This window comes from Xenorhabdus sp. XBWT, from assembly GCF_059072735.1.
This window is the reverse complement of sequence record NZ_CM180990.1, coordinates 830,778-851,488: the sequence shown is the minus strand read 5'-3', so window position 1 is coordinate 851,488 and position 20,711 is coordinate 830,778. Positions and strand designations below refer to the sequence as shown.

General features: G+C 41.3%; 16 protein-coding genes, 1 other RNA gene and 1 pseudogene. 7 read left to right on the top strand and 11 right to left on the bottom strand.

Annotated elements, in window-relative coordinates; translation table 11 throughout:
- Positions 1-116: 116 nt before the first annotated feature.
- The 7 genes from hemH to apt all read right to left on the bottom strand — a co-directional run bounded on the left by hemH (position 117) and on the right by apt (position 7,751).
- Positions 117-1,082, bottom strand: coding sequence for a ferrochelatase (hemH, locus tag AC5JQI_RS03720; protein ID WP_493913778.1), 966 nt, complete (start codon positions 1,080-1,082; stop codon positions 117-119).
- 159 nt (positions 1,083-1,241) lie between these two features.
- Entirely contained in the window at positions 1,242-1,889 is a 648-nt protein-coding gene (gene adk / locus AC5JQI_RS03715; RefSeq protein WP_493913777.1) for an adenylate kinase, read from the bottom strand.
- A 172-nt stretch (positions 1,890-2,061) separates the two neighbouring features.
- Positions 2,062-3,951 (bottom strand): molecular chaperone HtpG, encoded by a 1,890-nt coding sequence (gene htpG / locus AC5JQI_RS03710; protein ID WP_493914595.1) that lies wholly within the window; start codon positions 3,949-3,951, stop codon positions 2,062-2,064.
- Between the two features lie 206 nt (positions 3,952-4,157).
- Complete coding sequence (gene recR, locus AC5JQI_RS03705; RefSeq protein ID WP_237385512.1) at positions 4,158-4,766, bottom strand: recombination mediator RecR; 609 nt, start codon at positions 4,764-4,766, stop codon at positions 4,158-4,160.
- Positions 4,766-5,095 carry a YbaB/EbfC family nucleoid-associated protein gene (locus AC5JQI_RS03700; protein ID WP_237385513.1) on the bottom strand — a complete coding sequence of 110 codons (330 nt, stop codon included), beginning with the start codon at positions 5,093-5,095 and terminating at the stop codon, positions 4,766-4,768. Before AC5JQI_RS03700 ends, recR begins: the two co-directional genes overlap by 1 nt.
- A gap of 48 nt (positions 5,096-5,143) precedes the next feature.
- A complete protein-coding gene (dnaX, locus tag AC5JQI_RS03695; RefSeq protein WP_493913776.1) occupies positions 5,144-7,102 on the bottom strand; it encodes a DNA polymerase III subunit gamma/tau in 1,959 nt (652 codons plus the stop codon).
- Between the two features lie 97 nt (positions 7,103-7,199).
- Positions 7,200-7,751 carry an adenine phosphoribosyltransferase gene (apt, locus tag AC5JQI_RS03690; protein WP_493913775.1) on the bottom strand — a complete coding sequence of 184 codons (552 nt, stop codon included), beginning with the start codon at positions 7,749-7,751 and terminating at the stop codon, positions 7,200-7,202.
- Between the two features lie 209 nt (positions 7,752-7,960).
- Here apt and priC point away from each other — a divergent pair, with 209 nt between their 5' ends.
- A complete protein-coding gene (gene priC, locus AC5JQI_RS03685) occupies positions 7,961-8,503 on the top strand; it encodes a primosomal replication protein PriC (RefSeq protein WP_493913774.1) in 543 nt (180 codons plus the stop codon).
- Between the two features lie 22 nt (positions 8,504-8,525).
- Positions 8,526-8,690: a pleiotropic regulatory protein RsmS gene (gene rsmS / locus AC5JQI_RS03680; RefSeq protein WP_237385516.1), complete on the top strand. Its 165-nt coding sequence runs from the start codon at positions 8,526-8,528 to the stop codon at positions 8,688-8,690.
- Positions 8,691-8,725: 35 nt separating this feature from the next.
- Here rsmS and mscK read toward each other — a convergent pair whose 3' ends face one another.
- From mscK to acrR, 3 genes and pseudogenes are all read right to left on the bottom strand, one after another.
- Positions 8,726-12,157, bottom strand: coding sequence for a mechanosensitive channel MscK (mscK, locus tag AC5JQI_RS03675; RefSeq protein ID WP_493913773.1), 3,432 nt, complete (start codon positions 12,155-12,157; stop codon positions 8,726-8,728).
- Positions 12,158-12,191: 34 nt separating this feature from the next.
- Positions 12,192-12,404 (bottom strand): annotated as a pseudogene (locus AC5JQI_RS03670) (DsrE family protein); the annotation flags it as partial.
- Positions 12,401-13,057, bottom strand: coding sequence for a multidrug efflux transporter transcriptional repressor AcrR (acrR, locus tag AC5JQI_RS03665; protein ID WP_493913772.1), 657 nt, complete (start codon positions 13,055-13,057; stop codon positions 12,401-12,403). The gene acrR and the pseudogene AC5JQI_RS03670, both read right to left, overlap by 4 nt.
- A 141-nt stretch (positions 13,058-13,198) precedes the next feature.
- Here acrR and AC5JQI_RS03660 point away from each other — a divergent pair, with 141 nt between their 5' ends.
- From AC5JQI_RS03660 to hha, 4 genes are all read left to right on the top strand, one after another.
- Positions 13,199-14,407 carry an efflux RND transporter periplasmic adaptor subunit gene (locus AC5JQI_RS03660; protein ID WP_493913771.1) on the top strand — a complete coding sequence of 403 codons (1,209 nt, stop codon included), beginning with the start codon at positions 13,199-13,201 and terminating at the stop codon, positions 14,405-14,407.
- 14 nt (positions 14,408-14,421) lie between these two features.
- On the top strand, positions 14,422-17,571 hold the full coding sequence (locus tag AC5JQI_RS03655; RefSeq protein WP_493913770.1) for an efflux RND transporter permease subunit: 3,150 nt from the start codon (positions 14,422-14,424) through the stop codon (positions 17,569-17,571).
- Between the two features lie 640 nt (positions 17,572-18,211).
- The gene (gene tomB, locus AC5JQI_RS03650; RefSeq protein WP_237385522.1) at positions 18,212-18,580 is read left to right on the top strand and encodes an Hha toxicity modulator TomB; all 369 of its coding nucleotides are present in this window, start codon (positions 18,212-18,214) and stop codon (positions 18,578-18,580) included.
- A gap of 47 nt (positions 18,581-18,627) precedes the next feature.
- Positions 18,628-18,831 carry a hemolysin expression-modulating protein Hha gene (gene hha, locus AC5JQI_RS03645; RefSeq protein WP_493913769.1) on the top strand — a complete coding sequence of 68 codons (204 nt, stop codon included), beginning with the start codon at positions 18,628-18,630 and terminating at the stop codon, positions 18,829-18,831.
- A gap of 88 nt (positions 18,832-18,919) precedes the next feature.
- Here the strand turns inward: hha and ffs are convergent.
- Positions 18,920-19,016: signal recognition particle sRNA small type (ffs, locus tag AC5JQI_RS03640), an RNA gene on the bottom strand.
- A 657-nt stretch (positions 19,017-19,673) separates the two neighbouring features.
- Between ffs and tesB the strand changes: the two genes are divergently transcribed.
- A complete protein-coding gene (gene tesB / locus AC5JQI_RS03635) occupies positions 19,674-20,528 on the top strand; it encodes an acyl-CoA thioesterase II (RefSeq protein WP_493913768.1) in 855 nt (284 codons plus the stop codon).
- Positions 20,529-20,711 lie beyond the last annotated feature (183 nt).

Below are 20,711 nucleotides of genomic sequence, written 5' to 3'. Positions count from 1 at the left end.
AGCTTTTTTCGCTTACGATCATTATCGATTAAAGAAAAATATCCTTAAAAATAAAACAATTACTGATATTTTTCACTCATTTTGCCAGATAAAACTGCATAACAAACAGTTAAAAATTATTTAATAATAGTATTTATCAACTTTTCGAGTAGCAAAATGTGCGCTTCATTATCATTAAGTGCGGGGATATATTCAAACTTTTTCCCACCCGCACTCAAAAAGATAGTTTTATTCTGTTGCTTGATTTCTTCCAATGTTTCCAAACAATCCGCTGAAAATCCTGGGCATACTACTTGAATATGCTCCACTCCCTGATCTGGCAAAGATGCCATTGTTTTATCTGTATAAGGTGATAGCCATGGTAAGCGACCAAAACGAGATTGATATGTCATCATAATTCTATCAGCCGGATAGTCCAATGCTTCAATCAACAATTTGGTCGTTGCTTCGCAATCCTGCGGATAAATATCCCCCATCGCGGCCAGACGTTCAGGAATCCCATGGTAGGAAAGGAGCAGACGATCCGGCCGACCATGTTTTTCAAAACTCTGTTCAATGGTTTCTTTTAATGCCGCAATATAAGTAGGTTCCGTGGCATAACTACGGATGAAATGCAGATTAGGGAACGTGTGATACCCCTGCAATATTTTACTGATACTATCAAATACCGCCGCAGAAGTAGTACTGGAATATTGGGGATAAAGTGGCAATATAATCAAATTATCAATGCTTTGTTGCAACAAATTATCAATGGCCTGAGACAAAGAAGACGAACCATAAGTCATGCCCAAAACAACAGGGATACCCGCTAATTTTTCATCCAATAACTTTTGCTGACGGCGACCATAAACCAGTAGAGGAGATCCCTCTTCCGTCCAAATTTCTTGGTAAAGTTTGGCAACACGAGAAGAACGAAAAGGAAGAATAAGGCCGTACAGTATAGGTTTCCAAATTAATGGTGGGATATCAACGACTCTTCTATCACTCAGAAACTTCGCCAGATAACGTCTTACTGCTGCTGGTGTTGGTGCATCTGGCGTCCCAAGATTTACCAATAGGACACCATACTTCTTACTACTCATTCCTAGGTGCTCCATTAAAATACCTGACAGCCCAGTATAAGGCATGATTAATAGCCATATGTAACATTTCATGGAATGGTATACAAAAAAGTCAGGCGGTACAAATACCACCTGACTATTCTGGCAATTCAAGATATAACTATTTAGAAATATGCTAAATCATTCACCCAGAATGCTGGCTAATTCTGCGCTCACTTCGGATACCTGACGGGTACCATCAAGTTTAAAGTATTTTGTGTTACCTTCCTGTGCTTCTTTTTGGTAATAAGAGACCAAAGGCGCAGTTTGTGCGTGGTATTCAACTAAGCGTTTGCGGACGGTATCTTCCTGATCATCTTTCCGGATAGTCAGTTCTTCACCAGTTGCGTCATCTTTGTTTTCCACTTTTGGTGGATTGAATTTGATATGGTAAACACGGCCTGATGGTGTATGCACTCGACGACCGATAATACGTTCAACGATGATTTCATCGGGAACATCAAATTCCAGAACCGAATCAACTTTGATACCCGCTTCTTTCATCGCATCAGCTTGTGGAATAGTACGCGGGAATCCATCCAACAAGAAGCCATTACGGCAATCATCTTGTTTGATGCGCTCTTTAACCAAGGCAATGACTAATTCATCAGTCACCAGCTTGCCATTATCCATCAACTCCTTTGCCTGCAAACCCAGCTCTGTACCCGCTTTTACTGCGGCACGCAGCATGTCACCTGTCGAAATCTGAGGGATCCCATATTTCTCCATTATAAATTGGGCCTGAGTCCCCTTACCGGCGCCTGGTGCGCCCAGCAGAATAATACGCATCGCGTAAATCCCCTTGCTATTTGCTTTTCGTATTTTTAAAGAAAACGAACCACCATACCACTTGAATGGGGAGTGGCTCAAGAAAACAGGTAAACGTTTTCGCGTTATACAAAAATAAACCACGCTCCATTTTTCCATGGAAGCGTGGTTATTTATCGCGATCTCAATGAAATTATGCTTTTTCAGTTAATAACAATTGATTCATTCGACGAATGAATTGGTTTGGATCATCCAGTGTGCCACGTTCTGCAAACAGAGCTTGATCCAGCAACAATTCTATCCAATCAGCAAATTGAGCATCATCATGAACATCTGATGCTTTTTTAACCAAATCGTGCTCTGGGTTAAGTTCAAAGTTATAGCTCACTTCCGGCACAGACTGGCCTGCTGCTGCAAATAACTTTGCCATTTGAGTACTCATTCCATTGGCGTCAGTTGTTACAATTGCCGGCGTATCAGTCAAACGGTGAGTCAGTTTTACTTCTTTCACGCGCTCACCCAACAGGGTCTTCACACGCTCAACGAACGGCTCCAATTTTTTATCTGCTTCTTCCTGCTCTGCTTTATTTTCATCCGCCAGTTTATCGAGAGATTCATCAGCTTTGCTAACAGACTGGAATGATTTACCATCAAATTCTGTCAGATGGCTCATCATCCATTCGTCGATACGGTCAGACAGCAGCAGTACTTCAATGCCTTTCTTGCGGAACAATTCCAAATGTGGGCTATTTTTAGCCGCAGCATAGCTATCTGCAGTGATGTAATAAATCTTCTCCTGCCCTTCTGCCATGCGACCAATATAATCTTCCAGAGAAACGGTTTGTTCTGAAGAATCATTGTGAGTTGTGGCAAAGCGCAAAAGTTTAGCAATGGTTTCTTTATTTGAACCATCTTCAGCCGGCCCTTCTTTCAGCGCTAAACCGAATTGCTGCCAGAAAGTCTGGTATTTTTCTGCATCATCTTTTGCCAGTTTATCCAGCATCTGCAATACACGTTTAGTCAGTGCACTGCGCAAGTTACGAGTAATTGTGCTGTCTTGCAGAATTTCACGGGAAACGTTTAACGGCAGATCGTTGGAATCGATCAGGCCACGGACAAAACGCAAATAATTCGGCATGAATTGTTCAGCTTCATCCATGATGAATACGCGCTGAACATATAATTTCAAACCATGTTTATGTTCACGGTTCCACATATCCCATGGCGCTTGAGAAGGGATATACAACAGGCTGGTATATTCCTGTTTACCTTCAACACGGTTATGGCTCCAGATCAGAGAGTCAGCAAAGTCATGAGAGATATGCTTATAAAACTCTTGGTATTCTTCATCACTGATTTCTGCTTTACTGCGAGTCCACAAAGCTTGGGCTTTATTGATTTTTTCCCATGTGATTGTGACCGAGTCGTCTTCTTCATTTTTAGTTTGAGTTTCAATCTCAACAGGTAAAGCAATGTGATCAGAATATTTGCCGATGATAGAACGAAGACGCCAGTCATTGAGGAATTCGCTTTCGCTGTCACGCAGATGCAAGGTGATTTCTGTACCTCGCTCTGCTTTTTCAATATCAGCAATAGTGTAATCACCTTCCCCCGTTGATTCCCAGAATACGCCTTGATCAGCCGCAGCACCAGCAACACGGGTGCGTACGGTAACTTTATCCGCAACGATGAATGCAGAGTAGAAACCTACACCGAATTGGCCAATCAATTGGCTGTCTTTTGCCTGATCAGAACCGATGGATTCAAGAAATGCTTTAGTGCCGGATTTTGCAATCGTTCCCAGATTATCGATTACTTCATCACGGGACATACCGATACCATTATCACTGATGGTAATGGTTTTTTGCTCTTTATCACAAGCTAGACGAACGCGTAATTCACCATTATTTTCATACAGCTCAGGTGTAGACAATGCACGGAAACGCAATTTGTCAGCCGCATCAGAGGCATTCGAAATCAGTTCACGAAGAAAAATTTCTTTGTTGGAGTAGAGAGAGTGGATCATCAACTGCAACAGTTGTTTGACTTCAGACTGAAATCCACGGGTTTCCTGACCTTTCATGTTCATTTATTACCTCAATCTAAATCCAGTTCAGATATGTAAAATCGGATGATGGTAATCAAATGGGGATAGATCTGGAGAGTTTCAAGTTAGAAAAACAAGAAGAATGAAAAATTTAGTTTGATGAGTGCGTAAATCTGTTATGGATGACGGCATTAACCGCAGCGCCATCCATTGAATTTTCCCATTTGAATCAGGGGAATAAATCACAAATCAGTGATTTTTTGACGGCCAGCCAGTGAATGAGACAAGGTCGTGCCATCCACCATTTCAAGCTCACCACCCACAGGAACCCCGTGAGCAATTCGGCTGGCTGTCACACCATACTGAGAGCAAATTTCTGCAATATAGTTTGCCGTTGCCTCTCCTTCGACGGTTGGGTTCGTTGCCAGAATGACTTCTGACAACGTTTCAGCAAATAATCGTTCTTCTAAACGATCCAAACCAATATCCATTGGCCCGATACCATCCAAAGGCGATAAGTGCCCCATCAGGACAAAGTAGCGTCCCGCAAATTGACCTGTCTGCTCAATGGCATGAATGTCAGCAGGGCTTTCTACCACACAGATCTGTCCATTTTGCTGACGACGGGGATTAGCGCAAATCGTACACTGTTCCTGTTCAGTGAATGTCCGGCAATCTTGACAATGGCCAATTTCAGACATCGCTCTCGTCAGTGACTGTGCTAACCGCATTCCTCCACTACGATTCCGCTGCAATAGGTGAAATGCCATCCGCTGAGCAGATTTAGGACCTACGCCGGGCAAACAGCGTAGTGCTTCCATCAATGATTCAAGAAGAGGGCTGGTTTGCATCAGAATGGCATCTTAAAGCCTGGTGGCAATTGCATTCCATTGGAAACACCGGCCATTTTCTCTTTCTGGGTTTCTTCAATACGGCGAGCCGCATCATTGAACGCAGCTGCGATCAGATCTTCTAACATGTCTTTGTCATCGTCCATCAGACTTGGATCGATTTCTACACGACGGCAGTTATGTGCGCCATTAATAGTGATTTTCACCAGACCCGCACCGGATTCCCCCGTCACTTCCAGACTTGCAATTTCTTCCTGCATTTTTTGCATTTTTTCTTGCATCTGCTGGGCCTGTTTCATCAAATTACCCAAACCACCTTTACCAAACATAATTCTCTCTCTTCGCTATAGCCACAGCATAAAGATACACTGCGGCGGTTAAACAGGCCGGATACTTTCTTCATCTAATTCTGCATCAAATAGCTGCTGAAGTGTTTGAATCGTTCTATCCGAAATAATGGATTGGCGCGCTTGTGCCAATTTTTCTTCATAAATGGCTTGTCGCCATTCCAGAGGCGTTTTTACCGCAGGATTATCATCTTCAATGATACTGAGTTCAATAGGTTTTCCATGCAATGCACTTAATGCTTCAGCCAATGATTCCTGTGCCGATGCCGAATTAAGATGACGCTGCTTTGAACGCAAATGCAGACAGAACCGAGTTTCATCCATCTGTTCTCTAAATGCATTTAACGCGACCTGCTGAACTAATTTTGGAATATTCAGTTTATCAATTTCTGCTGCCCATGAATCCCTTTGTATCGATTCGACAACCAGTTTTACGGCTAATTCTGCTGTTTTTTCATGCTCAAGCGCCGCTTTTATCGCTTTTGGCGTTGTTACCGGTGATTGTTTTTCTTCAACATACGCATTTGTGGCTCGCCAGCGATACGCCTCTTTCTTTATCGGTTTAGGCTCTTGTGTTTTAGGAATATATGATTGAGGGCGCTGCTCAGCCACCGCCACCAATCTCTCCAGAGCCGAACTTGCCGGCTTAGCCTTCGCAGACTCTGCCGGCTCAGGCTTTTTTGGTGGAGTTTGTCCTTGACGAGTAAGTGAACTCCTCGCTTGCAATAATTTTGCTGTTGGACTGCTTGCCATAGACTCGCTGTCCGTTGATTGAAGTGTTCTCTGTTCAGGGTTCTCATTTGCCTGGTTATTTGGGATTTGCTGAACCGGAGATACAGGTGCTGATACTATTGGCACCAAGGGCCTTTCCACTGTAGGTGGTGGTGTTTCATCAATGACCGTTTTGGGGTGAAATGCCAAAGCTCGCAATAACGCCATCTCAACCCCCATTCGACGCTCTGGGGCATAAGGGAGTTCTTTGCGCCCAACCAATAATGCCTGATAATAAACCTGCAAATCAGTAGGGGAAATCGATCTTGCCAGCAAGCGCAAACGCCCTTCTACCGAAGAAGGATCATTCTCAGGTTGCTGAGGTAATAATTGAAGCATCGCAATGCGATGCAACAACGACAGTGTTTCGACTAACAAGTTTTCCCAATCCATACCTCGGGATGCAACTTGCTCAACCAAAGCCATCACTTGTTGGCCATCAGCACGAACCAACGCTTCGATAATCTCCAATGGTTGGGCATCATCCAATGTTCCCAGCATCTGGCTGACAATATCAGATGTCAGTTTGCCTCCGCCAAGAGCAATGGCCTGATCGGTTAAACTCAAGGCATCACGCATACTGCCATCCGCAGCACGGGCAAGAAGCTGTCGGGCACGAACATCACTTTCTATTTGTTCCGCATTCAGAACATGCTCCAATTGATTGCTGATTTGATTCACATCAAGCGCCTTCAAATGGAATTGCAAACAACGCGAAAGAATAGTTACGGGCAGTTTCTGTGGATCTGTCGTTGCCAAAAGGAATTTCACATGCTCAGGCGGTTCTTCCAATGTCTTCAACAAAGCATTGAAGCTATGGCGAGAGAGCATATGAACTTCGTCAATAAGATAAACTTTGAAACGGCCTCGGGCCGGAGCATACTGAACATTGTCCAGTAGTTCACGGGTATCCTCTACTTTTGTTCGGGAAGCTGCATCGATTTCAATCAGATCGACAAATCGCCCCTGTTCAATTTCGAGACAGTTTACACACTGACCACACGGAGTCCTTGTAATACCCTTTTCGCAATTCAGTCCTTTTGCCAACAGACGTGCGATTGTGGTTTTACCTACACCTCGAGTGCCGGAAAAAAGATAAGCGTGATGGAGACGCTGGTGTTCAAGACCATTCGCCAATGCAGTCAACACATGTTGCTGACCGATCACGTCAGAAAATATTTGTGGGCGCCACTTACGGGCAAGTACCTGATAGCTCATGAATACCGAGGAAATTGAACATGACTGACTATCATGCTAGCACAGCCTCACCATGAACGGCGAGGCTGATGTATCAATAATGCGAAAATGAGAACAATCAGTGACCGGGAAACTCAATGATTGTATAGCTATCAATGCCTTGTTTTTTCAAGCGTTCGGTGCCACCCAAATCCGGTAACCCAATAATGAACGCTGCTTCTGAAACTTCCCCCCGTAAACGGCGGATCAGGCGTACCGTAGCTTCAATCGTACCACCCGTTGCAAGTAGATCATCAATGACCAGGACTTTTTCACCCTCATTGATACTGTCCTTATGGATTTCCAACGTATCAGTACCATATTCCAAATCGTAAGTTTCACTTAACGTCTCACGCGGTAACTTACCTTTTTTACGGACAGGAACAAAACCAACACCCAGCCGCAGCGCAACAGGAGCACCGAATAAAAAACCACGAGCTTCAGTACCAACAATTTTCGTGATGCCTTTTCCTTGATAATGCGCAACTAATAGATCTATTGTAGCTTGGTACGCAGCAGGATTATCCAGTAATGTGGTAATGTCACGAAAAAGTATTCCCTCTTTTGGATAATCAGGAATTGTTTCAATACTATCTTTAATTAATTGCAGTTGTTGTGCGTTAGCGGTCATAATCAATGCCAGCCAGTTTATAAAAAACGAAAACGGTAAAATTTATTCAAACTATTGAAAAAAAGCAACTGTAATGCAAATTACAGCCTATATTTTGTTGATCTAGGTTAAGCTTCGCATCTATCAAATAGGATGACATCGTGGCCAAAATAAGATAGGCCAACGAAATCGCCTTTAACGAACAGATTATTAACGATAACGAGATACTGATGAGCATACAAAATTTATTAAATGCACTTGAAAAACAAATCAGTATTCTGGAAAAAGACCTCACTTTATTACACGATACGCCTTTTTCCATCGCACGTTTTGATCGGACACTATTCCACCATCATAGCAACAAACTCAGTGGATACATGCAAGAAATTAAACAAAATATGGAGCAGTTAAAAGCTTGTGTAAACGACTATCGTATTGAGCAGGTTAAATTCCTTTCTGAACGCTTGGTAACACAAATTGAGGCATTGAAACGTGAAATAGCAACCCAAACGCTGCGAAAACAGGAAGATAAATTTGAACACCGATCACAACAACGCGATCTTTATCAACGTCTGGCAGAGCACCAAGATTATGAACGCCGTTTAATTGCAATGATCGATGACAGAGAATTGCAATTAAATAAGCAAGTTATATTAGCCAACAGATCTAAATTGCAAAGAGAAATCGCAGCTCTGGCAGGAAGGCTTGCCCGCTGTCGTCAGGCACTGATGCGTATCGAAAAATCAATAGAAAAACAAGAACATTCAGATTAACCAGAAGGATAAAAAAACCGTTATGACTCTTGAACAAGCATCACCTGAAGTACAACTGGCAGTAGATCTTATTTACCTGCTCGAATGCAATGAAATTTCCCCTGCCATCGCACTAGCTGCATTAGAGATAGCCAAACACGATTTTCAGGGGAAACTGAAAAAACAGTCTCAACAACCTGAGAAATAAGTAAAACTAATTCCTATTTCATCAGGCTTCATTTTTTAAAAACGACTATCTGGGTGGTGGTTATCACCATTTAATGGTTTCTGCACCTCTTGCAAGCTATCACCTTGCCCATTGTGCAAGTAAACTTCTAACTGGTTAAATGCGATGTTGATACCATTTTCCCGACATAATTTATCGATACTGCGGTTTATTTCATCCACTGTGCGACTGCGATCGCCCAACTCTCGAACATAGAGCCTTAATTCATGATCCAATGTACTGGAACCGAAACTCATAAAATAGACTTGTGGCCCCGGTTCGCTCATTACTCGGGAATTATCGTTTGCTGCTTTTAACAAAATCTCTTTTACCTTATCAAGATCAGAGCCATATGCGACACCAACCTTAATGATAATTCGCGTGACAGTATCGGAAAGTGTCCAGTTGATTAACCGTTCCGTTACAAATGCACGATTAGGGATAATCACTTCCTTGCGATCAAAATCTGTGATTGTTGTCGCACGAATACGGATTTTACTGACCGAACCAGAGTAAGTTCCTATTGTTACTGTATCTCCAATACGAACTGGGCGCTCAAACAAAATAATCAGGCCTGAAACAAAGTTAGCAAAGATTTCCTGCAAACCAAAACCTAACCCAACTGAAAGAGCTGCCGCCAGCCACTGTAATTTATTCCATGAAACACCCAGAGTTCCCAGAGCAGTAATTCCTCCGACACCCATGATTAAGTAAGTCAACGTTGTCTTAATGGCATATGAGGAACCTTGCTGTAATTGCAGACGAGAGAGCACCAAGACTTCCAATAATCCCGGCAGATTTCTCATCATGACCCATGCAATCACAAGCATTGCTATCGATAGCATCAAGTCTTTCAGGGTAACGTATTTCAGAACATTGCCCAGTTCTGTTGTTGTGCTGTATTGCCACAGATTGATCCTGTCGAGGTAAGAAAACACCGTCACCAAATCAGACCAAATCCAATAAAACGCTCCCAGGAAGACCAAAAACAGTACCATCGTCGTCAAACGCAATGACTGCTGGTTAATCTGATCCAAAGCCATTGGGGGTTCTTCCACAACTTCACCTTCTGCCCCTTCTTTCGCCAGGGACTGACGACGGGCAACAGCCCGCTGATAGGCAATGCGGCGAGCGGCAATACTCAATCCCCGTAAGCAAGCCTGATAACTGATATGCCAGAAAAACAGTAAATACAGGCTGTAAAGCCAACGTTCTGCCAAGCGCAAAGTCGTGTAGAAATAGCCTGATACCATCAATACCATCAGTACCAATGGTGCAAACGTCAATGCTGTCACCACGATAGTGCGAATCATGTGTGAATTCTTTTCACGCCATATATACCGACAGAATGGAAAAATAAAAAAGAAAAGCAAGAATAGACAAATAAATACAATACACTGACCAATGACATCATCAGACAATCTCAGGGGATGTTTTGCACCCAATGTTATCCAGAATAAAATAGGCAGTAACGCTATCGATAAACGTACAAGATTTTTGCGAAATAAAGTGCAAACCGCTCTGTCCAGAAAAAAATGACTCTCTCCAATTCCATCTTTGGTAAGAATTTGGTAACTACAACTATATATAATCCAAAATAATGCCAATTGACGGGAAAAACCCCAAATCAAATCATCCAGGTTATCACCTGATTTCGAATACCAATAACCTATTGCCAGAACGATAAAAGCCAGTGGTAATGTTTTTATCAGTGTCAGAATCAATGCCAGTGGCGTGTGTAATTGGCTATCACGATGAAATTGCCCCACTTCATCTGCAATTTTCTTCAACTGTTCATTAATGCCTTTGGTCTGCCAACGTAAAAATAAGCCAACCAGTATGAGAGGGATAACGAAATGGATGGAATCTTTTAGCCCAGTAATAAGCCCACTGAAGTTAAATCGAACATTTAAGTGGCTCAATTCTCCCTGAATCAGTCCGGGCAGGGATTTCAGCCAAACTAAGTTCATCGGTTTGTTACTGTTCACCCAAAAAATCTGCTGAACAAGCGTTTGTTCCAACGAATGAGTAACATCCAACAACTCCTGTTGATCCATCTGTAAGTTGATGGCATGAGTAATTTGGTTTCCTAACTGATCATTTAGCTGATCCAGAAGCCCACGGCGAACATCCACAACCTTATTGAGGGCATTGTGAATTTCTTCCATCATCTCAGCGGATTCGTTCTTTATTTTATTGTGACTATCTTTCAATAAATCGACGATATAGTCATCATTCTGATAAATAAGATCCCGTTCCTGAGTAATTTCAAACTGCTCCAGACGCAAGTCAGCAATTTTTGTCGGCAAATCTTTTGTCAGAATATCCTGAGGGACTTTCAACTGTTCTTGAAATAAAATACGCGATAATAATAAGCTGCCACGTAATACCTTGACCTGCTCTTTTAAATTCCGCTCGGATTGAATGATTCTTTCCAGATAATTTTTAACACTAATATTTTTCTGGAACAACTGATTGTTGTCTCGTGTTGCCGCAATCAATCGTTCACTGAGTTCATGGTTATTTTCAATTTCCTTCTGAATCAGTGGATTATCCTGAATATGTGAATTTTTTCCGTCCTGATTTTGGGCTTCTTTAGCTGTTTCTTCAGATATGCTCAGGCGTTTTCCACTCAACACATTTTGAATAAATTCGACGTAATTCTCCAGTTGTCTAATCTGATACGTCGTATAATCCCTTTGCTGTCGCAGGAGCACCTGCAACTGAATATTCGCTTGCAAGGATGTTTTTTGAAACGCATTTTGATACATCAAGAAAGATTGTTCTACCTGCAACAACTCCATTTGGGTACGACTGTATTCTGGTTGTTCAGTCAATGCATTATTAAGTTGATTACGAATTTGCTGTAATCTCTGCATGTTTTGAAACAACACGTTTTGTGCTCGTTCTGGCTGTGTTTGCAACCCAATCAACTGACTATTGTAGCTTCCAAGGTTTTCCTGTGCCTGCTGCAAACTATTCCATGTAGTATTTAGCTTCGCTTCAAGCTGTTTAAGAGATAATCTTTCCAGCGCCTCTATGTATTCATTTTTATCTTGCTGAGTGCTACTTTTCAGGTTTTCTAATTTAGTCATAACCTGACGTGCTTTTTGTGGCGCTTCTTGCCAATTTTTGTGAAGTATCTCGGTATCCAACTTCACTTGTTCTATCCTGTCAAAGAAAGAAAGTGTTTTTTCCAAATCAGATATGGATACTCTTTCTTCAACCGTATGTTCCTTACGCTCTGTCAGGCTCTTAAGCTGGTTTTGAATATCGTTACGGGTTGGGACATCGCTACTGAATGCCGCACTTGCAGGAGAAAATAGAGATGACAGGAGAAAAAACAGACTTATCATCAACGCAAAGCGAAAAAATAATCTATCGGAGAGTTTGCTACACGAACTCCCCTTATTAAGCAAAATACCCAAATATCGGTTAGCTGGAACCATGAATTCATCTACTCATCATTTGCAGATAATGGAATAATGCCAGCCCGCTAATTCCTCTGGCATCCGTGCAGGTTTTGCACAATTTCACTTCGACATTCTGGGCCGTCAAAATTTCTAACATCTGTTTTAAATTATAACCTTCTTTGGGAATTTGCCCGACTAGACCAGCAATCACAGCATCAGACATTAAGAACAATTTTAATTCGTTTTGAGGCTTCTGCTCTTTGAGTGCAATGGATAATCTCAAGGCGTTAAAAAATTTTCTTCGCGATTCCGCACATGGAAACTATATTTAAGTGTGTCGATAAAGCTGTCCACCAGATACGCTGACTGCTCTTGAATATTAAAACTGTCCGGTGCGAATGACCAGTTTTCCAATAATCCCGTCATCAATGCTTTCAGCATTATCGCAGAACGTCTGAGATCTAGGTTATAAGGTAATTCTCCAGATTGAATGCACGCTTCCAACGCTTTTTCAATTCTTTCGTAATCGGAAATACATGTCTCCCGAAGCTCCTCCGCTAATGAAGACATTTCTCCTACGAACTCACATTTATGGAAAAAAATTTCCATCAACAGGTGACTTTGAGGATCATCCATCATCATTCCTAACATAAAAATTAATAAAGATCTCAACGCCAGGAGTGGATTATTAGGGTATTTTGCTTGATACTCTTTCTCTAACGCGTCTATTTTATCTTCTGGAATTTTACAAACAATGGAAAGTAAATCCGTTTTATTTTTAAAATGCCAATAAATTGCTCCACGCGTTACACCAGCTGCTGTTGCGATATCTGCCAATGAAGTAGCAGAAACACCCCGCTCAGAAAAAGTCTTTATCGCAGCGTCTATGATTTGTTGACGAGTTTTTTTTGCTTGTTGTTTAGTTTTTCGTGCCATTTTCGTGCCATAAACTTTGTTTTTGACTGAGGCTGATTTACATACATTCATGTATGTTTGTACTATAGCACCCTTAATCAATGAAGTAATGATTTCACTTGTTTGTTCAGAGAATCAACATTGAAAAATTGAGGTTTACTTATGCGAAAAAACAGGGGCGTTTTACCTCTGGCTACATTACTACTGGTGCTTTCAGGCGGTTTTATTCTTTCTGGATGTAATGACAATAAAGACGCACAGAAAGGAGCTGGAGCTGCCGGCCAGCATGTTCCTGAGGTCGGGATCGTAACGCTGAAAGCAGAACCTCTGACAGTGATCACGGAATTGCCAGGCCGTACAACGGCTTATCGTGTTGCGGAGGTTCGGCCTCAAGTCAGTGGTATTATTCTGAAACGTAACTATAAAGAAGGAAGTGATATTGTTGCTGGAGAATCGTTATACCAGATAGATCCGGCAACCTATCAAACAGATTACAGCAAGGCTAAGGCAAATTTAGCCAGAGCGCAGGCTAATGAGAATGTCTCTCATTTAACCGTTGAACGTTATAAATCATTGCTGGGCACACAGTATGTAAGTAAGCAGGAATTTGATAAAGCAACTTCTGATTATGCACAAGCAAACGCAGATGTTCAGTCCGCTCAGGCTGCATTGGAAAGTGCCAGAATCAATCTGGCCTATACCAAAGTCACGTCTCCTATTTCCGGCCGCTCGGGTAAATCCACCGTCACAGAAGGTGCTCTGGTTTCTGCTAACCAAGGTTCAGCCTTAACAACTGTTCAACAGTTAGATCCTATTTATGTTGATATCACCCAATCAAGTGATGACTATCTGCGACTTAAAAATGAAATTGCAAAAGGAGTCGTTCAAAAAGAAACCCCAAAAACCAAAATTCGCCTAATTACTGACTCTGGACAAGAGTACAGTCAGGAAGGTTATCTTGAGTTTTCAGACGTGACGGTTGATGAAACTACAAGCTCTATCACTATGCGTGCTGTTTTCCCGAACCCAAATGAAGAAATACTTCCTGGCATGTTTGTCCGTACCAAACTGGAAGAGGGTGTCCGTCCGAATGCAATTTTGATTCCTCAGCAAGCTGTTACCCGGACACCTCGCGGCCAAGCGACTACTATGGTTGTCGATAAAGATAACAAAGTAGAAGTACGTAATATCAGTGCTACTCAGGCACTCGGTAACAAATGGCTGGTGACGGAAGGCTTGAAATCTGGAGATAAAGTTATCGTCACTGGATTACAGAAAATAGCGCCGGGAATAACGGTTAATCCAGTAGAAACTGATCTAAATGCCAAGCCTGCGACTAATCAAGCTGAGCCTGAAAAAAAGCCTCAATAAGGAGTCGGTGATTCATGCCTAAGTTTTTTATCGAGCGACCAATCTTTGCATGGGTAATTGCAATTATCACCATGCTATCTGGTCTGCTGGCAATCATGAAATTACCCGTGGAGCAATACCCTGCTATTGCGCCACCCGCTATTTCTATTTCGGCAGTTTATCTTGGAGCTGATGCGTCTACAGTACAAAATACTGTGACACAGATTATCGAACAGAATATGAATGGCATCGATAATCTAGTGTACATGTCCTCCAATAGTGATTCTGCCGGTCACATGAATATCACGCTGACTTTTGAGGCGAACACGAACCCGGATATTGCTCAAGTGCAGGTACAGAATAAACTGCAATTGGCGATGCCTCTGTTACCTCAAGAAGTTCAGCAACAAGGGATCAATGTTGAGAAAACAACTAATTCATTTTTGATGGTGGCTGGTTTCAACTCCCAAGATGGTTCCATGAGTCAAGATGATATTTCCGACTACGTCGGAGCCAATGTCAAAGACTCCTTGAGCCGCGTTACAGGAGTGGGTGAAACAACGCTGTTCGGTACACAGTATGCGATGCGTATCTGGCTCAATACTGAAAAGCTGCTTAACTATAAAATGACCCCCTTGGATGTGGTTAATGCAATTAAAGCACAAAACAATCAGGTTGCAGGTGGGCAGTTAGGGGGAACACCACCAGTTCCGGGGCAACGATTAAATGCGTCGATCATTGCACAAACTCGCCTCAGTTCTGCGGAAGAATTCAGCAAAATTCTGCTACGCGTGAATCCTGACGGATCAAAAATTAATTTGAGTGATGTTGCTGTCGTTGAACTAGGTGCTGAAGGTTACAATATCATTGGCCGATTCAATGGCAAACCTGCGGCTGGTATCGGTATCAAACTAGCTACAGGTGCCAACGCACTGGATACATCCAAAGCCGTCAAAAAAGCATTGTCTGAGATGTCGCCATTCTTCCCGCATGGGCTGACTGTTGTCTATCCGTATGACACAACACCATTTGTTAAAATATCTATTTTCGAAGTGGTGAAAACATTGGCAGAAGCTATCCTGCTGGTGTTTGTTGTTATGTACCTGTTCCTGCAAAACTTCCGGGCTACTCTGATTCCAACGATTGCGGTTCCGATTGTATTGCTTGGCACATTCGCCATTCTTGCGGCCTTTGGTTATTCCATCAATACATTGACGATGTTTGCCATGGTGCTTGCCATCGGCTTGCTGGTCGATGATGCTATTGTTGTGGTGGAAAACGTCGAGCGTGTCATGCAGGAAGAAGGTCTATCGCCAAAGGAAGCTACCAAAAAATCAATGGGACAGATTCAAGGCGCTCTAGTCGGTATCGCACTGGTACTTTCTGCTGTATTTGTACCAATGGCATTCTTCGGAGGAGCTACAGGGGCAATTTACCGCCAGTTCTCAATCACTATCGTTTCTGCAATGATATTATCTGTTCTGGTAGCCTTAATCCTGACGCCAGCTTTGTGTGCAACCATGCTCAAACCCGTTGTCAAAGGTAGCCATAACACTCAAAGAGGACTCTTTGGTTGGTTTAACCGTCTGTTTGAAAAGAGCACCCTCCATTATACCGATAGCGTCGGCCGGATGTTGCGTGGTACAGGGCGTTACTTGCTGATCTATGTTGCATTGATTGCAGGTATGGCTTTGATGTTTACCCGTCTGCCATCATCCTTCCTGCCTGACGAAGATCAGGGTGTTTTATTGGCAATGATTCAATTACCGTCAGGCTCCACTCAGGAGCAGACACAAAAGGTATTGAATCAAGTCAATGACTACTTCTATACCAAAGAGAAAGATGTTGTTAAATCTGTGTTTACCGTTAACGGCTTTGGTTTTGCTGGTCAGGGGCAAAATACCGGTCTGGCATTTATCAGTTTAAAAGACTGGGATCAACGTAAGAATGAGAAAGATAAAGTTTCTGCTATTGTTGATCGAGCAAATGCTGACTTTTCTCAAATCAAGGAAGCCGTTGTCTTTGCGTTTAATATTCCTTCGATTGTAGAGTTGGGTTCTGCCAGTGGCTTTGATTTCCAATTGATTGACAAAGGAAACCTTGGGCATGAAGCATTAACGAATGCACGTAATCAGTTGCTTGGTATGGTTGCTCAGCATCCTGATATGCTCAGAAGTGTTCGCCCTAATGGACAAAATGACACACAGCAATACCGTCTCCATATCGATAAAGAAAAAGCAGAAGCGTTAGGGATATCTACTTCAAATATCAACACAACACTGGGCACTATGTTTGGTGGTGCTTATATCAATGACTTTATTGACCGTGGTCGAGTCAAAAAAGTTTATATCCAAGCTGACGCAGCTTACCGTATGTTACCTAGCGATATTAGCAAATTATATATCCGCAATTACCATGGCCAAATGGTGCCGTTTTCCGCATTCATAGACGTATCAAAAGAACCGTGGGTTTATGGTTCACCCCGTCTGGAACGCTATAACGGGCTTCCTTCTATGGAAATCGTAGGTGAAGCAGCTCCTGATAAAAGTACCGGTGATGCAATGGCGCTGATGGAACAGCTAGCTGCACAACTCCCTGCTGGAATTGGCTATGACTGGACTGGAATGTCTTATCAGGAACGTCTGTCAGGTAATCAGGCCCCAGCTCTCTATGCGCTGTCATTGATTGTCGTATTCCTCTGTCTGGCGGCGTTATATGAAAGCTGGTCCATTCCGTTCTCAGTCATGTTGGTCGTCCCCCTGGGGGTTATCGGTGCATTGTTGGCAACATCAATGCGGGAGTTAGGTAATGACGTTTACTTTAAAGTTGGCTTGTTGACGACCATTGGTTTGTCAGCGAAAAACGCTATTCTTATCGTAGAGTTCGCTAAAGATCTGATGGAGAAAGAAGGCAAAGGGTTAATAGAAGCCACTTTGGATGCTGCCAAAATGCGTCTACGTCCAATACTGATGACATCTTTGGCCTTTATGCTTGGGGTTATGCCTTTAGTATTAAGCAACGGGGCTGGCTCAGGCGCACAAAACGCCGTAGGAACAGGAGTATTGGGTGGTATGATTGCTGCTACATCATTGGCAATTTATTTCGTCCCAGTGTTCTTTGTTGTTATCAAGCGTCGATTCACAAAGAAAAGTGAAGCGGTTGAGCACACCTCAACCCACCACTGAATTTAATTATGTTAAAAAAGGTCACATAAGTGACCTTTTTTAATGGACAAAAATCACTTCAAACGGCAAATTACCCTGATTACAATATCTACCTTAAACCCTATCTATAATCTAGTTAAAATAAATACTTATGCAAAAAACTACATTTAAGGGCGATATCATTCTGTTTTTTATAATAAATAGAAGATAAATTGGCAACTGCCCTGATTTTTCTTCTGATTACACCTTTAATGGTAAAAAGTGTTCCATCCCGATGGTGACATATGTAATAATATCGATATATTGATTTTGAAAGTCGCAATACAATCGCCTATAATGACCCCAGTGCTATTGCTACAGTCTCTACTGTAATTAGAATAATTCTATATATTTAACGGTATATGTAGATATGACTATCTTTTATAGTAGAATGTCAGGCTGTTGTCTGAAACTAAGCTGTACCAGAACTAAGTGTTTTAGTAAAACTAAACATAAATTAGTCATTGTTAAAAATTCAGTTAGCAGATGAACAAAATAGAGCTTTTAATATTAATAAATAATAATCATGTTTTGATAGGCTCTATTCTAAAATAATGACTATAATAAATAGTATGTATAAGCCTTAGTTCAAATAAGCAGTGCGCTTTTTACGGAGGTGATTATGGATGAATATTCACCAAGAAGACATGATATTGCTGAATTAAAATACTTATGTGAAGAATTAATTCATGAAGCACTTTTAGTCCTGAATCGCACTGAGAATCATTGGATTCACGATCTAACTTCCGAGAGAAGCTTAAAACTAAACGAATTGATCGAACACATTACAGCTTTTGTCTGGAGCTTTAAAATTAAATACACAGATAACTACGATCTCAGCACCTTAATTGATGAATATCTGGATGAAACATATAATTTGTTTGGAAGTGATAAGATAAGCTTTCTTGAACTTACAAAATGGCAAAGAACAAACAAACACTTAACTAACATTCTGCTACACGATTTGAACGCTTCTTTAAGCAAAACCTGATAAATATATTTCTAACTATTTTTTATACCAAATAAGATAAGGCAATTATGACTAAAACTGACTATCTGATGCGTTTGAGAAAATGCACTTCTATTGAAACACTGGAACGTATAATTGAAAAAAATAAATACGAACTTTCGGATGATGAACTTGAATTGTTCTACTCCGCTGCTGACCACCGTTTAGCCGAACTTACTATGAATAAGCTCTATGATAAGATCCCATCATCTGTCTGGAAATTTGTCCGCTAAGCTGTAGTGATCAGATAGTAAGTGACTAAAGCCGGTAGATATTATCGGCTAACTGAGGAGCTAATTATAAACCTGAAATTGGCGAGGGCTCTGCCAGCGACATCCCGGCACACACATCCCTTGCTATGGCTGCTTCTTTCCAGACCTGACCAAGTTAACAAGTTAGCGTTGCGGGAGAACCAACAGAGCCCCCATTGACATTAGCTTCAAATCTTGAAGCGGTGGTCATTATCATTCATATATAATAAAATAGCAAGACACCTTCATTTGAATGCTGCTTTCTTGCTCGCGGCGATGAAAAAAAATCAAAAATAACACCAAGAAAACAAATTTTTCTGCTACCTAAAGGAATTAACCTTTCCATAATTCAACATTTCCGCTTAACATAATGCTCTTTTTATGTTCTATAGATATTAAATTAGCTTCAATTTCTTCAGTACAAGAATCGTTTTTCGGGATAGAATGAACATTTAACATGCAAACAATAAACAGATAAAATAATAAAAAAAGCACATACGATAACAAACATGAATCATTTTAAATTGATATAAAAATCTGATAGATTTTACAATATCAACTTAAATAAAATATTAACATTATCTTTTCGCCCAAGTAAAAATAATCATATAAATCAATAAATAAACATTAAAGTAATGTTATATACATTATTTGAATAAGTATTGGTTAAATTAACAGTGATAATTTAACACCGAAAATAAAAACATAAAGATAAATTTGATTTACAACTTAATATCTTTATTTTTTTGGATAAATGAATTTTTATATCTGTAATCGTTTGATTATACGTTTTCAACAGCTCTTATAAAAAGCAAAGGCACATTATGAGCCAGGCATTGCAAAATTTAATTAACTTGATACATCTGGAAAAAATAGAAGAAGGGATTTATCGTGGGCAAAGTGAAGACTTAGGATTTCCCCAAATTTTTGGCGGCCAAGTGATAGGTCAGGCTCTGTATGCAGCAAAACAAACGGTTGCAAATGATAGAATGGTTCACTCCTTTCACAGCTATTTTCTACGACCAGGCAATAGTCATAAACCTATTGTTTATGATGTTGAAATATTACGGGATGGGAGAAGTTTCAGCGCTCGTCGTGTTAGTGCAATACAACATGGTCAACCCATTTTCTACATGACAGCATCCTTTCAAGGCCATGAAGAAAGCTTTGAGCATCAAAATACCATGCCAATAGTTCCTCCTCCAGAAGAGTTAGAGTCTCAAGAGGAAATGATAAAAAAAATGACTCCCTCACTCCCTGACAAATTGTACAAAGCTTTTTCCGCACCACCTCTGGAGATGAAACTGGTTAAATCCCACAGTCTGCCTAATCATTCATCAAAAGAGCCTGTGCGTTATGTTTGGTTTCGCAGTAATGGAAAAATGCCAGAAGATCCATTCATACATCATTGTTTGTTAGGATATGCTTCAGATTTCGATTTTCTGCCGACATCTTTGCTGCCCCATGGAGTGGGATTTATGGAACACAATATGCAGGTAGCCACAATTGACCATTCAATGTGGTATCACCGTCCTTTCAATATGAATGATTGGTTACTCTATGCAATCGAGAGCCCATCAGCATCAGGAGCACGTGGTTTCGTTCGTGGGCACATCTATAATCGTGAAGGAATACTTATTGCTTCTGCAGTTCAGGAAGGGGTTATCCGCAAACTGTAAAAAATAAGCACTGTATGCCGTAATAATCTGGATAACACATAACAGTTATTCATTGTTACCCTATTATTACGGTAATCAGTTTTTCAAAACTTAAAAGTTTATATACCCATTGGATTTCAAGATGCAGCGCGACGGCAAGGGAATGACAAATTCGTCGGGAACGAATTTGCCCAGCCAAAGGCT